General features: G+C 42.7%; 9 protein-coding genes. All 9 read left to right on the top strand.

The window, feature by feature from the left end:
* Positions 1 to 2 precede the first annotated feature (2 nt).
* The 9 genes from INQ51_RS06600 (at position 3) to INQ51_RS06560 (ending at position 16,404) form a co-directional block, all read left to right on the top strand.
* Entirely contained in the window at positions 3 to 1,679 is a 1,677-nt protein-coding gene (locus tag INQ51_RS06600; protein ID WP_233377087.1) for a RagB/SusD family nutrient uptake outer membrane protein, read from the top strand.
* 59 nt (positions 1,680 to 1,738) lie between these two features.
* Positions 1,739 to 3,439 (top strand): SUMF1/EgtB/PvdO family nonheme iron enzyme, encoded by a 1,701-nt coding sequence (locus INQ51_RS06595; protein ID WP_233377086.1) that lies wholly within the window; start codon positions 1,739 to 1,741, stop codon positions 3,437 to 3,439.
* A gap of 132 nt (positions 3,440 to 3,571) precedes the next feature.
* Positions 3,572 to 5,257, top strand: coding sequence for a DUF5018 domain-containing protein (locus INQ51_RS06590; RefSeq protein WP_233377085.1), 1,686 nt, complete (start codon positions 3,572 to 3,574; stop codon positions 5,255 to 5,257).
* 78 nt (positions 5,258 to 5,335) lie between these two features.
* A complete protein-coding gene (locus tag INQ51_RS06585) occupies positions 5,336 to 6,931 on the top strand; it encodes a beta-N-acetylhexosaminidase (RefSeq protein WP_233377084.1) in 1,596 nt (531 codons plus the stop codon).
* Between the two features lie 399 nt (positions 6,932 to 7,330).
* A complete protein-coding gene (locus INQ51_RS06580) occupies positions 7,331 to 8,374 on the top strand; it encodes a glycoside hydrolase family 88 protein (protein WP_233377083.1) in 1,044 nt (347 codons plus the stop codon).
* Positions 8,375 to 8,438: 64 nt separating this feature from the next.
* Entirely contained in the window at positions 8,439 to 11,669 is a 3,231-nt protein-coding gene (locus INQ51_RS06575; RefSeq protein WP_233377082.1) for a glycoside hydrolase family 2 TIM barrel-domain containing protein, read from the top strand.
* A gap of 301 nt (positions 11,670 to 11,970) precedes the next feature.
* On the top strand, positions 11,971 to 13,521 hold the full coding sequence (locus INQ51_RS06570; RefSeq protein WP_233377081.1) for a sulfatase family protein: 1,551 nt from the start codon (positions 11,971 to 11,973) through the stop codon (positions 13,519 to 13,521).
* Between the two features lie 772 nt (positions 13,522 to 14,293).
* Positions 14,294 to 15,412, top strand: coding sequence for a hypothetical protein (locus INQ51_RS06565; RefSeq protein ID WP_233377080.1), 1,119 nt, complete (start codon positions 14,294 to 14,296; stop codon positions 15,410 to 15,412).
* A gap of 29 nt (positions 15,413 to 15,441) precedes the next feature.
* A complete protein-coding gene (locus INQ51_RS06560; RefSeq protein WP_233377079.1) occupies positions 15,442 to 16,404 on the top strand; it encodes a sialidase family protein in 963 nt (320 codons plus the stop codon).
* Positions 16,405 to 16,501: the final 97 nt, after the last annotated feature.

Raw genomic sequence — 16,501 nt, 5'->3', positions numbered from 1 at the left:
GTATGAAAAATAAATATAAACACAAAATAGTATTACTGCTTAGTGCAGTGATGTTGACGTTTACTGCCTGCAACGACTTCCTGGAGTATAGCGAAACAGATACTCTCAATGAAGAGTTGGCATTTAGTAATCTGCAGCGAGCCACCTCCGCGGGTTTAAACTGTTATACTTATTTACAGGATAATTTTGGATCGGCTATGCGTTCCTCTGGTTGCGACGAATCGCAGTATGCCTGGCCTGCAAGTTATATTCATAAATACTATAATGGCAGCTGGTCGTCCTTTAATACGGTAGATGATCAATGGGGACATTTTTACCAGGGCATCTTTGTGTGTAACAACTTTCTTGAAAAAGCGGCAGATAAAGAGTTTGAAGAGTATCTGTACAACGAGGATTATGAAAGATTGTACACCAACTTTAAAAATCTGAAATGGGAAGTAAGAGCCCTGCGTGCTTATTTTTACTTCGAATTGGTTAAACGCTATGGCAATGTGCCTTTGGTTACTGATGTGCTTAACAAGGAGGAAGTTAATCGTGTATCGCAAACTGATGCCAAAAAAGTGCTGGAATGGATTGCCAGCGAGAGTCATACTTGTTCTGATTATCTGCCCGATACCTATGACGTTAATGAATATAGCAAACAAACCGGTCGTGTTACAAAGTTGTTTGCAAAGGCTCTGGAAGCACGGGTACTGTTATATGCTGCCAGCCCCTTACACAACAATGGCACTTACGACCTGAATTTGCTACGCTCGTCTGGTCTGGCTTCGCTATCCATTATTAATGCAATGGAAGCCAACGGTGTTAGCTTGTCTTCTATCGAGTACTCCGATTTGTGGAACTCAGAAGGCGATAAACATGCAAAATGCCCGGAAGTTATAGCGAATATCATGAAAGGTGCAACCAACTCGTTTGAAAAAGAAAACTTTCCAATTTCAGTAGAGGGAGGAAAAACGGGTAACTGTCCGACTCAGAACCTGGTTGATGCCTACGACATGCAATCTGGCTTTACTTACGATCCGGCCAATCCATATGCAAATCGCGATCAGCGTCTGCAACAAACCGTGGTGGTCAATCAGTCGGAATGGGCCTATAACGAAACCATGGATATTTTCTTTGGCGGAAAAGATGGCTTGCCAAACAAAGGTGCTACTCCAACCGGCTATTACCTGAAAAAATATGCGATGAAAAACACCAACCTTAATCCGGTTGGTACCACGCAGCATAAAATGGTTTGGATCCTGTTTCGTCTAGGGGAAGTGTATTTGAATTATGCAGAAGCTGCCAGCCAAATCAATGGTGTGTCAGGTACTGATGCTGACTTGCCGCTTTCAGCTGTTGATGCGATCAATAAGGTGCGCACACGCAAAGGCTTAACCATCGATGCTATTTCAGATGCTTTATCACTGGAAGATTTTACCACTCAGTATCGTAAAGAGCGCATGGTAGAGCTGGCTTTTGAAGATCACCGTTTCTGGGATGTTCGACGCTGGATGATTGGAGATGCTACCGTTGCGATAAAAACAATGAAGATTGAGAAAGCGGCTGATGGTTCATTTATCTACACAAAAGAGGTAGATAATAGCACTCGTCTTTGGGAGGATAAATACTACTTCTATCCGATCAATCAAAGTGAGCTGAATATTAATCCAAATTTGAAACCAGGTAAAAATTGGTAAAAATTACTGGTGCAGAGCTATCTCTGTATCTGTATTACAAAATTTTAAAAAGTTTAATTATGAAGAAAAAATTAAGCTATATATGGATATTAACCATTGCTGCAGTGGCTTTTATCTACGGATGTAACAAAGAAGACCTATTGCATAATAGTCAGGAAAAGGAAAATGTTGCCTTAAAAATGACAGTAAAAAATGATGTACTGGTTTCGGGTGACAGCCTAAGTATTGTTTTCGATGTTGAGGGAGACGCTGTTGCCGGTAAAGACATTGAAATTACTCTGTCGGTAAGCAACGCAAACGGAGAAGATGCTTCTCAACACTTTCTGGGGTTTATTGAAACGGTTGTTTTTCCAAGAGGTGAGAAATCGCTTACTAAAAACTATTCAGTCAGTAAGCTTAAAATGGCTAAAATTAATGTGGAGCTGAGTGCCAGTTGTGAAACGAACACTATTACTGGCGAAAAGATTCCTTTAACGATTACCAACAATCCATCGTGTAACCTGAACTCTTTTCTGCTTGATGGGAGAGAGGGCGAGATTAACCAGGAAGACCGCACTGTTTTGGTATACATGGTATACGGTGCTGATCTGACAGCTTTGGAGCCAGTGTTGGAAGTATCGCTCGATGCAAGCTATTCACCGGAAGGTAAGCAGGATTTTTCATCTCCGGTTGAGTATACCATTACTGCGCAGGATGGTGAAACTAAAAAGGTATACACCGTTTCTGTTAAGTATGCTAAAAATGATAAAGCTGTTGTCGAATCATTCATACTTGGTAATTACCCTGCTGTTATCGATCAGGCTAACCGGGTGATCAATGTAAATGTGCCAACAGGAACCAATGCTGCTGAGTTGACCGCTTCACTCACACTTGCCTATGGAGCCACCTATGAAAAAGCGGGTGACACTTATACGGTAACCGCTGAAGATGGGGTGACGACGCAGGAATACAGCGTAAGCATTGTTGAAAAAGCAGTTGCGCCTCTCATGGTATTTGTTGAAGGAGGCACCTTTACGATGGGAGCCGGAGGAGCGTCTATGTTTGAAGCGACTATTTCTAAAGATTTATTTGTAAGTACTTTAGAGATCATGTGGGGAGAGTATGGTGATTTATTAGGTGAAGACAGAGCCAGTGTTCAAGGCTGGAGATGGAAGCCTGCCGGACCAACTATTCCTATGACTTGCTTGTCATGGTTTGATGCTTGTGACTTTAGTAATAAGCTGAGTATTGAGCATGGCTTAGAACCGTATTATACAATATCAGATGTAGTGAGTGAAGCAACTGGCCGTATTTCTTCAGCAACTGTAACCATCAATGATCCTAACGGTAAAGGATACCGTTTGCCAACTGAGGCAGAATGGGAATTCATTGCACGTGGAGGCAAGTACTCTCAAGGATACATTTACCCCGGCGGCGATGTAGCAACAGAGTTGGGATGGGTACAAGCCAATGCCACAAATGTTTATAACAACTGGGGAGAACCGCATCCTGGTGCAAATTTTAAAGCCAACGAACTAGGTATTTTCGATATGGTGGGTAATGTGAGAGAATGGTGCTGGGATTGGGCTGGCGGAGAACATCCGGCAATTCCAACAACTGATCCTATGGGACCTGAATCGGGCACAAATAAAGTGACTCGCGGAGGATGCTATTGGACACGTCCTACGGATAATGAAATGGAAATGTGGGAACGTGGTAAAGAGTTTGGTGTAAACCCAAACCATGCCTCCATCGGATTTAGAATTGTTCGTAATAAATAAGAAGTGGATACATAAGAGTTGGTATTCTGAGGGATACCAACTCTTATTACTTTAAAATTCGATTTATTCGTTAGCCAGTTAATATTGTTTATAAAAATAACTGCTGTAGTTGTTTTTTTTAGTGGAGAAATTATGAAGTATCTTGTATGGGTAGTAGTTGTCGCAGCTTGCTTTATCGCAGCATGTGGTCAGGATGAGATGTTGGAAAAGGACAAGCCGGTTGCTGCGATTCCTTTAAAAATGGCGCTGGAAGAAAAGAGTCTTGTTTCCGGAGATAGTCTCGAAGTAGTGTTTAGCTCGGTGTATGGTACACCCGCAAAATTGGATATCCCAATTTCTATTGCCATTAGCGATGGTGATGGTGTAGATATTTCGAATTATTTCAATGATTTTGAAAAGACGATAACCTTTCAGAAAGGGCAAACTGTTCTGGCAAAAAAATTTCAGCTGGGTGATGCGCAGATGACCAAAGGAGAGGTCCAGCTGATCGCTGGTTCAGAGATAACATCAATTGCCAATAGTTCAGTGAGTTTTACTATCTCAAACAGCGAGTTGTGCAACCTGGTATCTTTTCAGCTTAGCGAGGCTGTTGAAATTGTAAAAGATGGAAGTACGATATATGTAACAATGCCTGCCGGTGCTGATTTAACCAGTTTGACGCCTGAATTGGAGGTATCTCCCAAGGCTACCTATTCACCGCAAGGTCCACAGGATTTTTCATCTCCTGTTGAATTTACCGTTACCGCGCAGGATGGTGTGACAAATAATAAGTATACCATCATTGTCAATGCTGTAATGCCTTACTTGTCAAACTTAGTGGCTGATTTGGAGATGTACAATGCCGCTGTGAAAGAGCTGGAAGAATCGGGTGCAGCGAGGAGCGCGTTTAACAAATGGATTACAGAAGTGGCCAATGCCGCCATGACAAGTGAACCATACGCCGTACAACAATTAACCCAGGAAAACCAGGCAACTGCAAAGGAAAATGCCCAAAATATTTACACCATTGCAGTTGATTGGATGTTCATGGATAAAAAAAGTGAACAAGCCGGTTTATACCTTCAAAAAGCAACCGCTTTAATAAAAGCATGGGCAAGTATTAATGAGCCCACCGATCATACTCCGCGCGAATCGTTAATAACTCCTTTGTATGAAGCTTACTCGGTAATAAGACAACACATTGGTGAGCAGGATCGTGTCGCGATTGATGGCTGGATACGTAAGCGGGCTGACTATTATAAGCAATTGAACTTTACCGGCAACCTGCTCGAAAACAACTGGAATACGATACGAATCAATTTCCTGTTTTATTTTTCACAGATATTAGACGATGAGGCACTCTATAATACCTCTGTGGATAATTTGAAAAGTCACATTGAACTCAACATTCTGGAAAATGGTGTTTCTCATGACTTTGTTAACCGCGATGCGTTTGCTTACCATTCATACAACCTGCTTTTTTATGCGCGTATATTAAAGGCAGCTGGCATGTACAAAGATAAAGCAGCAGCCACAGCGCTTTATCAGTTGCAGAACAAAAAAGGAAGTTCCATCGAAAGCTGTGTGAAGTTTTGGGAACCATATATGATGGATACCGAAAACTATGTTCACCTGGAGTTTGTGAATACCGAGTGGGCTCCGGATAAGGATCGCAGCGATTATAACAAGCCTTATAACCCAATGGGAACAGTATACGTTTTGGATGAGCTCCGGTATATTGACACTAAATGTGCCGAATATGTGCTGAAGATAACATCGATGAATAAATACGGGCGAACTTTTAATTATTGGATGAATAGTCTTCAGCCTGCAAACTAGCTGTGCTGTGGCGATTATGGTAGGTGGGTAAACCAATGTCGCTATGTTTCCTGTATAAATATTTAAATGATTAAAAGAATGAAGAAGCGTATTTTGCTGGTGGTTTCGCTTATTTTTTGGGCAGTATTAATTGGTTTTGCGCAAGAGAATAGCACAATAATAGTTCCTTATCCTAATCATTATGAGGCTAAAAAGGGGTATTTCGATTTCTCCAATCGGCTAACTGTGTCAACAGATGCAGATGAGTTCAATGATATAGTCAAGGTATTTACGACACAGGCCAAGAGCTATGCCAATATCAATGTGCGTCAGAAGAAACAAAATGCCCGGGTTAAACTGTTCAAATCAAGCGAAGTGACAGCCAAAGAGGCTTATCGTTTGGTAATTGAACCGGACGAAATTGTTATTGAAGCAAACGCTTCGGAAGGGACGTTTTACGGGTTGCAGTCACTCCTTCAGTTGCTTATTAATGCGCAGCAAAAGGGTAATACATCCATTCCCTGTGGTGTGGTCGATGATAGTCCACGTTATGAGTGGCGCGGTTTTATGCTCGATGAGTCTCGTCATTTCTTTGGCATGGAAGAAGTGAAAAAGATACTGGACATGATGGCTCTGCAAAAACTAAACAAGTTTCACTGGCACCTGACAGATGAGCCCGCATGGCGTATTGAAATAAAACAATATCCTTTGTTAACCGAAGTGGGTGGTGCCGGAACCAAATGGGATAAGAATGCACCCGTCAGGTTTTATACCCAAAAGGAGATAACAGAAATAATTGAGTATGCAGCCGAACGTTTTATCGAAATTATCCCTGAAATAGATATGCCCGGTCATGCAACGGCTGCTGTTAGAGCATATCCCGAATTTGGTGGAGGAGGTTCAGAAAGAAACCCTGATTTCACTTTTCACCCGGGCAAAGAAGGAACATACCAGTTTTTGACCAATATCCTTAAGGAAGTGGCTGCTTTGTTCCCTTCTGAATTTATCCACATCGGAGGTGATGAAGTACACTATGGTAATCACCAGTGGTCAGGTTTTCCCGAAGTACAGGAGTTGATGAAAAAAGAGGGATTGAAAGACCTCGTTGATGTAGAACATTACTTTTTAAACCGGATGGCCGATTCGGTTAAATGCATTGGGAAAACAGTAATGGGATGGGACGAAGTGACCAACGCGGGTTTAAGAAACGAAGATACCTGGGTAATGTGGTGGCGACACGATAAGCCACAAATGTTACAGACGGCGGTTGATAAGAAGTACGCAACAATTATGTGTCCTCGCAGGCCGCTTTATTTTGATTTTGTGCAGAATGATTCGCACAAAGACGGAAGACGATGGGGCGGATTTTGTCCTATTGAAGACGTATATGCTTTCCCCAACGGGGAAATGACAGGTGGGCAGTTTTATAAAAGCGACTTTGTTAAAGGAATTCAGGCCAATGTGTGGACGGAAACCATGCATACTGTCGAACGACTTGAGTTCATGGTATTCCCACGTTTGTCGGCACTGGCTGAAGCAGCCTGGACCAAGGAACTAAACAAGGATTATGAGAGCTTTAGTAGTCGCCTTAGTTGGTTAATTCCATTTTTCGAGCGGGAGAATATTAGCCTGTTTGATCCGCTTCGTCCGGAGCGCATCTCAGAAATCAATGGGGTGAGTGAAGAAAAACACTAATTTGATTTTAGTAAGTCTGATGGCTAGGTGGTTTGGCGAGTGTACCTGACTGCTTTTAATACTGTAACAATGAAAATAGAGAAAATCACAACTATTGGTATTGTCGTTATTAGCGCGATGATTTTGTTTTCGGGATGTTCAGGAACGAAAACCAATGAAGAAACCACATAGACGATTTGCTCAGTTTAAAGTCGTGAAAAGTGCGAAAAATAGAAATTGATAATTATAGATAGTGTTATGAGATTTTTTGGACAGCTTTTTTTTGTTTTGATTTCCATAGGAGTGTTTTTCGGATGTAAGAAGGAAAATGCAAATCAAACTTTTATAGATGAGAACATAGAATTTGCATCTGCTCAAATCGGATTGCAATTGGATGCAATTCGTAAAACGAATAAGGTGTTGAATCCAAGAACAATGAATGAGGATGGGACTACCCGCTATGTGAATCCGCAATGTTGGACAAGTGGCTTTTTTCCTGGTACGATGTGGTATATGTATGAACTAACAGGCGAGCAGAAATGGATCGATTACGGGACTGAATTAACTGAATCGTTGGAGAGTGTGCAATACCTGAAGTGGCATCACGATGTGGGTTTCATGATCGGATGTAGTTATGGCAATGCATACCGTTTAAACAAAAATGAGAAGTATACCAACGTAATTGTCCAGGCAGCTAAGTCGTTATCAACCCGATTCAGACCCGGAGCAGGCGTTATACAATCGTGGAATACCACAAACGGATGGATGTCGCAACGCGGGTGGGAATGTCCGGTTATTATAGACAACATGATGAACCTCGAACTGCTGTTTAATGCTACGCGCCTGAGTGGTGATTCCACTTTTTATGACATTGCAGTGCAGCATGCTAACACTACTTTGAAAAACCAGTTCAGAGAAGATTTTAGTTCGTGGCATGTTGTTGACTATGACACTATTACCGGGGATGTGCGTCAGAAAAATACCGCGCAGGGGTATTCCGATGATTCAGCTTGGGCCAGAGGACAAGCCTGGGGTTTGTACGGCTACACAGTGTGTTATCGCGAAACAAAGGATCTCAGGTATCTGGAGGTGGCCGAAGAAATAGCTAATTTCATTTTTGGCTCACCCAATTTACCACAAGATCTGGTGCCGTTTTGGGATTACAACGCACCGAATATCCCTAACGAGTTGCGCGATGCTTCGGCTGCTGCCATAACGGCGTCTGCCTTGTGCGAGCTTAGCGGTTTCTCTGAAAACAAGGAGCTTTATCTTGTAAAAGCGAAAGAGATAATGAAGTCATTGGCCTCGCCGGTCTACAGAGCAAAGTTAGGAGAAAACAATTTCTTTGTGTTAAAACATTCTGTAGGAAGCATTCCTCATGGAGCCGAAATTGATGTACCTCTCAATTATGCTGATTACTATTTCCTTGAAGCACTCAAACGGTTTAGGGATTTAGAACAATAATTAATCTGTTTCACTCCCATCTGCCAAGATTTCTTGTCGAAATAATAATTAGCGAACCATGTGTATGAAAAAAATTAGTGAGAATAAACTGATGATGCCCCTTCGAAACCTGGCGGCTCTATTGGTAGTGCTTTGTTTTTCGATGGGCCAAACCGAAGCGCAACAGCACGACTGGGAAAACCCTGCGGTGATCGGAATCAATAAGGAACAACCGCACGCCACGCTCTATCCTTTTAATACGTGGGAACAGGCTCTGAGTGGGCAAGCAGAAAATTCACAATGGATACAGCTGTTGAATGGAAACTGGAAATTCAACTGGGTTAAGCATCCGGACGAACGACCTGTTGACTTTTATCAGACCGGTTTTGATGATTCTGAATGGAACACTATTCCGGTACCGTCTAACTGGCAGTTGCACGGGTATGGAAAGCCGATTTATACCAATGTAGCTTATCCGTTTAAAAACAATCCGCCCTACGTTATGTCGGAGCCGGATAGCGCCTACACTTCATTCGAAATGCGCAATCCGGTTGGCTCTTACAGACACCAGTTTATGGTTGATGAAAGTTGGAATGGGCGCGAGCTGTTCATTCACTTTAATGGTGTGAAAAGTGCATTCTATTTATGGATTAATGGTAAGAAAGTAGGGTATAGTCAGGGAAGTATGACCTCGGCAGAGTTCAATGTGACCGACTATGTGAAGCCGGGAAAAAACCTTTTGGCAGCGGAAGTATACCGCTGGAGTGATGGTTCTTATTTGGAGGATCAGGATTTCTTCAGGTTCAGTGGAATTTTTAGGGACGTTTACCTGATGGCTGCGCCCAAATTGCATATCCGTGACTTTTTTGCCCGAAGCACTTTCGACGCAGATTATAAAAATGCAGAGTTGAATGTTACGGCTTACATCCACAATTACGACGAGAAAGCTCGGTACCGCACGCATCTGCAGCTTGACCTGGTGGATGCCAATGGCAATTACTACAAACAGTCGCCTTTGACAGAACACCTGACGGTGATGATTTTTCCCGGTAACGAAAGTGTTGTTCATTTAAAACAAAAGGTTTTGAACCCGCGTCAGTGGAGTGCCGAAGATCCATATTTGTACAAAGCTATCCTGACGCTAAAAGATGATCAGGGCAATGTGCTTGAACGGGTATCCACTGATTTTGGTTTCCGCGATGTAAAGGTGGAAGAGGGTGAATTGCTGGTTAATGGGCAGCCTGTCTATATTAAAGGAGTGAACCGCCATGAGCACGACCCTGTTACGGGACGTAATGTATCCAAAGAGCGTATGTTACAGGATGTGCTGATCATGAAGCAAAATAACATCAACACAGTGCGGATGGCACACTATCCCAATGATCCCTATTTTTATGAGTTGTGTAATAAGTACGGCTTGTATGTTATCGATGAGGCCAATGTGGAATCGCACGGAGTGGGTTATGAACCAGCTAAAACACTGGCCAACAAACTGGAGTGGCGCGAGGCTCATGTTGATCGGATTCGTCGGATGGTAGAACGCGATAAAAACCATCCTTCCATCATCATCTGGTCATTAGGAAATGAAGCGGGAGATGGTACCAGCTTTGAAGTGGCGCGCGATTACATCCGTCAGCGTGATCCGGAGCGTCTTGTGCAATACGAACGCGCCGGCACACGCAGTTATACCGATATTATCTGTCCGCAATATTCGCATCCGTGGGAGTTGGTTGATTATGCCACAGGTAAGAGCGGTTCTGTGTACCCAGGCTCTTGGAGATGGGGTACCTTTGATTATGCGGCGTCGCAAACACGCACACAGCCCTGGATTTTCTCTGAATATGCACATGTTATGGGCAACAGTTTAGGTAACTTCCAGGATTACTGGGATGTAATTGAAGAGTATAAATACCTGCAGGGTGGTTGTATCTGGGATTTTGTGGATCAGGGTCTTCAGGCAACAGATGATAACGGAAACGTGTATTTCAAATACGGTGGTGATTACAAAGATTATCCGAACGATGGTAATTTCTGCTGTAATGGAATTGTTCGACCGGACCGAACACCAAACCCTGCTTTATATGAGGTGAAAAAGGTTTACCAATATCAAAAGGTTGAACCGGTGAACCTGTTGATCGGGGAAGTGGATTTGTTTAATAAGCACTTCTTTATAGGAACAGAACATTTGGTATTTAGCTGGGAACTTACCGAGAATGGAAAATTGCTGCAACAAGGACAATTGCCTCATTACAACGTGGCGCCTCGTCAAAAAATGCGTATCCGCATCCCGTTTGAAAGGCCGCAATTGAAACCGGGTGCCGAGTATTTCCTGAAAGTAACAGCTGCTTTGCGTGAAGATGGTTTATGGGCAAAGAAAGGGCATGTAACAGCCTGGGACCAGTACACTATCCCTTATGAAGTACCGGCCATGGAAGAACAAGACCTTGCGGAATTACCTGCTGTTCAGGTCTCGCAAAGCGAAGAGGCAATTCGTGTGTTTAACAAGGAATTCTCGGTTGAAGTAGACCCTAAGAGTGGCCAGGTGGTGTCGTACAAGCAGAAAAAGACAGAGCTGCTTACCGCGCCTATGAAAGTGAATTTCTGGCGTGTGCCAACCGACAACGATCGAGGCAATAAAATGCCTAAGCGACTGGGAGTGTGGAAACAGCCACAAATGGAAGTTCAAACAGTAGATGTGAAGCAGGTAAGCAGCACACAAGTTATTGTGGAGGTTAAAAGCAAGCTGGACATTGGAAAGAATAGCCAGGTAGTGAATAAGTACACCATCACTGGAGATGGCGCATTGGGAGTGCATACATCGGTAAGTTTAGAAGGTGAAGAAATCCCTGAAATGCCTCGATTTGGAGTTCAACTAGCCATTGATGAGAAATACAATAATGTTAGTTTCTTTGGCCGCGGCCCATGGGAAACCTATTGGGACCGCAAAACATGCGGGGAAGTGGCTATCCATTCTGGAAAAGTAGATGAATTTATTCACGATTATGTTCGCCCTCAGGAAAATGGTAACCACGCCGATGTGCGTTGGGTAATGCTGACCGATTCAGGGAAGAACGGATTGAAGGTGGTTGCCAAAGAATTAATTCATTTTTCGGCATGGCCTTATAGTATGGAAACACTGGAGGCAGCCACACACCCTGTTTATTTGAAACGAGATGGCAACATTACTTTGAATATTGATTATAAGCAGATGGGAGTTGGTGGTGACGACAGTTGGGGATCTAAAACCCATGAAAAGTATTGGCTGAAAGCAAATAACTATGCGTTTGAGTTTGTTCTTCAATGGGAGCAGCATTAATATAGCGGCAGTGGATAAAAATGACCCTGTAGCAGGGAGTTTTTCAGCCCAATGGAGTATTGGTTGAAGCATCGTGACGATGTATGGTTCCAACAAGTTTTAACAGGTTAATTAGTTGGAAACATTAGTTCTACTTTAACACATTTGAAAAACCTACCTATTTTTACCCTTATATCCCTAAAGGGAACAGGCAGGTTTTTCTGTTTGCCCCCTTTAGGGCGGGGTAGAAACAAACAGAAAAATCATATTCTAGACTTAATCTGTTAAAGTAGAATTAGTCAGAATAGCTATTTAAAGGATTATGAAAGAGAAAAAAAATCTGCGGATATTATTGATTGTGATATGTGCCTGTGTTTTTTGGGTGGGGTATCAATTATTGAAGGGTAATGGTACTGAAACAGATATTGAGCAGGGCGTTAAGCATCCTAACGTTGTCATTATATATGCCGATGACTTAGGGTATGGTGACATAAGTGCTTATGGAGTAGGAAAACTTAATACACCCAATATCGATCGGATAGCTACCGAGGGTATTCGGTTCGAAAATGGATATGCCACTTCTGCAACCTGTACTCCAAGCCGTTATTCATTGCTCACCGGGCAATACCCATGGCGTAATTCCAGAGCTCAGGTGCTTTCTGGAGACGCACCTTTTTTGATAGATCCTGAGCAGCCAACGTTGCCAAAAATATTGAAGAATGCTGGCTACGAAACAGCCGTAGTAGGTAAATGGCATTTAGGAATGGGCGACGGCTATGTGGATTGGAATGAGACAATAAAATTAAATCCCAATGTCATTGGTTTTGATTATTCATACGTGATGGCTGCTACCAACGACCGTGTGCCCAATGTGTATGTTGAGAATGGAGATGTGGTTGGATTAGATAAAGCCGATTCATTAAAGGTTAGTTACAAGAAAAACTTTGAAGGTGAACCAACCGGAAAAGCCAATCCTGAACTTTTAAAAGTAATGTATAGCCACGGACACGACATGAGCATCAATAATGGTATTTCCAGAATTGGCTATCAGAAAGGTGGAAAGTCTGCGCAATGGATAGATGAAAATATGGCAGATACATTTCTTGTAAGAGCGCAGCAATTTGTAAAACAAAGAAGTGACAATCCCTTCTTCCTGTTTTATGCCCTGCATCAGCCGCATGTGCCGAGGGTGCCCCATCCCCGATTTGCGGGCACAACAGGAATGGGACCGCGTGGTGATGTTATTGCAGAAGCAGATTGGTGCGTTGGTGAATTTCTGAAAACGCTGGAGCAGGAAGGGCTAATGGAAAACACCCTTATTGTATTCTCGAGTGACAATGGGCCGGTGCTCGATGATGGTTATTTGGACGAATCGGCAGAGAAAGTAGGTAACCATACACCCGCCGGTCCTCTCAGGGGAGGTAAATATAGTTTATATGATGCCGGAACAAGGGTTCCTTTTATGGTGATGTGGAAAGACAAAATTAAACCGGGAGTTTCCAATGCAATTATTTCTCAGGTTGATCTGGTGGCATCCTTAAGCAAATTAACAGGGCAAAGCATCCCACAAACCGATAGCGAAGATATGCTGGATGTGCTGCTTGGCCGCTCGCAAAAAGGAAGAGAAAGTGTTGTTATCGAGGGACTCTATCATCGAACGGCATTCAGGAAAGGCGACTGGATACTGATACCTGCGTACGAAGGCGCCAAAAAAGTGAGTTGGGGGGTCGATAACGAAACTGGTTTTGGATATGATACACAGCTGTATAACATTACAGACGATATTGCGCAGCAGAATGATTTGGCAAAACAGATGCCTGAAAAGGTAAATGAGCTGATGGAAGAATATAGAAGAATTTTGGATGACAAGTGATTCATACTCCCTGAAATTAGTCAGGGAGTGCAACTTTCTTTCATTCAAATTTAATATTGTTAGACAGCGTTTATTTTACAGTTTCTTGTTCAATTCAGGCCAATAGTTTTTGCATCAGAAAAAACCAGTGCAAAAATAATTTCATGTTCGATTTTGTGAAGCAAGCTTTTTAAAATTGAAAGCTGTAGCCGCGATTAATACCGATAAACACTTAAAATTACCCAATAAAAACAGCCAATAGCTTATTGACACTTAAATGACTATCGGCGTATTGCCGTGGGTGAATTAGTCGGTTGTTTATTGAAAGATGCCACTTATATATAGTAAAAAGGAAGAGCTTGATTTTTATCAGGCTCTTCTTGGTTAGTACCCTTAACTTTTCTTTTTCCGAACCATCTCGTACTGATTTGTAGTTGATAGGGAAGATATTTAAAACCATTAACGGAAACTCATTACGGAAAGATGGACAATTAACTTATTTTCCAAGCTTTAGAATTCTTATCGGCGTCTGGCAACAATTAAAAAATTGATTGAGTTGATAGTTAGGTCGGTATGTTTTGATGAGGAGAACAATGCCAAACCAATATTCCGGCAAAATACCACCTCCGTTTGTTCCACCTCGTTTGACGTAAATATCATACGCCTGCATACTTGTTTTGTGGTATTTCGATTTTGCTTCTCATTTTGCTGACGGGTAAAATGGGGCATCTGCCCTATTTTTTAAGGTACCTCTTATGGCTAAAATTGCATAACATTAAAAAGTAAGAAAGTTATGAGAACAAGATTTATCATTGCAATTACCTTATTATTCGGTTTATCAACTGCTGTTAAAGCTCAAACTTTAGGAGATTTTATACCTAAAGAAGACAGAGGCGCATACGGGCCCAGAGAATTTCCTTCGAAAGATGTGTACATTGCCAGTTTTGCAGTCAATTTTCAGCTGTATAACCTTCGTTCTACTTCAACCAAAGGTGGCTTTGCAAACAAAATGCTGTCGGGCGATACGAAAGCCTCATTGGCTGTTGGCCTCGATATTCCAGCCTTAACATTGCAACAAATTACCGATGAAGCTTACAAAGGGTTTGTGGCCGAACTGGAAGCCAACGGATTTAATGTGCTGAATCCCGATGCCGCGGCAAATGCTCCCTATTACGAAAATTACGAACGGATAGATAATATGGAAATGAGCCTGTCGGAAGCTCCGGGAGTGATTACGGTGTACCCATCGAACACCACATTTTTTGTGAAAGGTTTTAACAACTCGGGTAAAATTAAACGTGCAGGTATGTTTAGTGTTATTGGGCTGGCCGACCGGCTTGATGAAGTAGGAAGCTACCCGAAACTTTCGCGCGATCTGAACGATGCGACCATTGTAAATGCCGACATGTACGTGTTGTTTTTGGATGTTAAGAAACCCTACCAGGGCAACGGGGCAAAACTTACGGCCAATACCAATCTGCGCCTGAGTGCTTATGATGCTTTAACCAGCAGAATGGCAAGTGGAAAAAATAGTTTCACCGACAAACTTGGTATCACTGCATCGGAGAAAAAAGAAGTAACGACAACTGCTCGGACTGCCATCGATTTTGTTGCCGGAAGAAACAAGATCGGAGGTTCACCGCTCGGAACTTATACCGGTGTACTTAAAAAAGATTTGGCAATTACCGGAGTAGTGGCCCAGGAGAAAGTTGAATCTTATGCCAAAACCAAAAACGACTATATCGGCACGGAAACTGCATTCGGAAAAATGTACCGAACTGAAGATATTTCGGTAGAAAACACCGCCTTAATCAAAGCCGATGCCGGTAAATATGAAAAAGGCGTGGAGCAAGCACTTCATGCATTTCTGAAACACCACGTTGGTGAGTTCAAAGACAAGTTTTTTAAATAGTAAACAACACCCTAAAACATTACAATGAAATGAAATGGATGGCGGCACTTTTGGGGATGTTTTTTTTGATGAGTTCATGCAGCGATGACGAATTGAACCCGGCGGAAAAAGCTTTACAGACAAAAACCATTGAATGGGAAGTTTTTCACGAGTTTGAACCCGGAGAGACGGTTGTTCAGTTTGAAATATCAGACGATGCACAATGGCTTTTCTACTACACACAAATGGCAGAAGCGTATCGGGTAAACATGAAAACAGGTACACGGGAAAGGATGACAGCACGTCCTTTGGAATTAAAAAACAATAAATTATATACTTATGCTCTAAAGGATTACAAGAGCTACTTTGGTGTGTCAACTGATTTTGGCGCAAGCATCACCGAATATTATGTGGGCGCCTACACCAATGTAGCTGCCGGATGGTACGAAGGAGCCTTTATTGCTCCGATGATTAACCGAATGTTTGTAATGCCCAACGGAAATCTGATTATACCGCACATTATGCGTACAGCAAACAACTCCGCTTTTCTGGCCGACAATAAATTAATTGTGGTTTCTGAAGATGGAGGAGCAACATGGGAAAGAAAGGAAACCGAGTATTCTTTCATTTCGGCACAACAGGGCGACATGCTCTATGCCATTAGCGAAGGCTGGACCGGAGTAAAATCCTCCGAAATTTTGTATTCCGATAATAGCGGCTTGAGCTGGCAACCTTCCGACCTGATTTATCGTCCGCAAGCCCTCGACCGGGAAAACTGTCTTATCGCGGGCTCGGGAAATGAAATTCAGAAATTTAAAAATGGGGCCTGGACGACCTATACCTGGGAGGCGAACTCCGACCCCCTGGTAAACGTCATTGGTCTGAAGTATGAAGGCGTGCGTGGAGATGACCCCAACGGCCGAAGAATAGATGATTTTGAGTTTGACTCGGCTAACAACCTCTACATGATTGGCAAAAACGGGAACACCCTTTGCCGCACAAAGTTAAACTGAAGGCGAGCCTGATGCTGCTAAAAGCACATTCGCATTAAGCATTCTCTTTTGTGGTAAGCCAGCAATGGTGGCAATCATTGGTCAGCATGCAGAGCTA

Origin of the sequence: Maribellus sp. CM-23 (assembly GCF_021354595.1) — a bacterium.
Taxonomy (GTDB): domain Bacteria; phylum Bacteroidota; class Bacteroidia; order Bacteroidales; family Prolixibacteraceae; genus Draconibacterium.
The sequence above is the reverse complement of the archived record's forward strand: the minus strand, read 5'-3'. Positions and strand labels throughout refer to the sequence as shown.

Bases quoted from the DNA above. Each gene is read 5' to 3' on its own strand.
- INQ51_RS06600 (WP_233377087.1), top strand. From the start codon at position 3: ATGAAAAATAAATATAAACACAAAATAGTATTACTGCTTAGTGCAGTG.
- INQ51_RS06595 (WP_233377086.1), top strand. From the start codon at position 1,739: ATGAAGAAAAAATTAAGCTATATATGGATATTAACCATTGCTGCAGTG.
- INQ51_RS06590 (WP_233377085.1), top strand. From the start codon at position 3,572: ATGAAGTATCTTGTATGGGTAGTAGTTGTCGCAGCTTGCTTTATCGCA.
- INQ51_RS06585 (WP_233377084.1), top strand. From the start codon at position 5,336: ATGAAGAAGCGTATTTTGCTGGTGGTTTCGCTTATTTTTTGGGCAGTA.
- INQ51_RS06575 (WP_233377082.1), top strand. From the start codon at position 8,439: ATGAAAAAAATTAGTGAGAATAAACTGATGATGCCCCTTCGAAACCTG.
- INQ51_RS06570 (WP_233377081.1), top strand. From the start codon at position 11,971: ATGAAAGAGAAAAAAAATCTGCGGATATTATTGATTGTGATATGTGCC.
- INQ51_RS06565 (WP_233377080.1), top strand. From the start codon at position 14,294: ATGAGAACAAGATTTATCATTGCAATTACCTTATTATTCGGTTTATCA.
- INQ51_RS06560 (WP_233377079.1), top strand. From the start codon at position 15,442: ATGAAATGGATGGCGGCACTTTTGGGGATGTTTTTTTTGATGAGTTCA.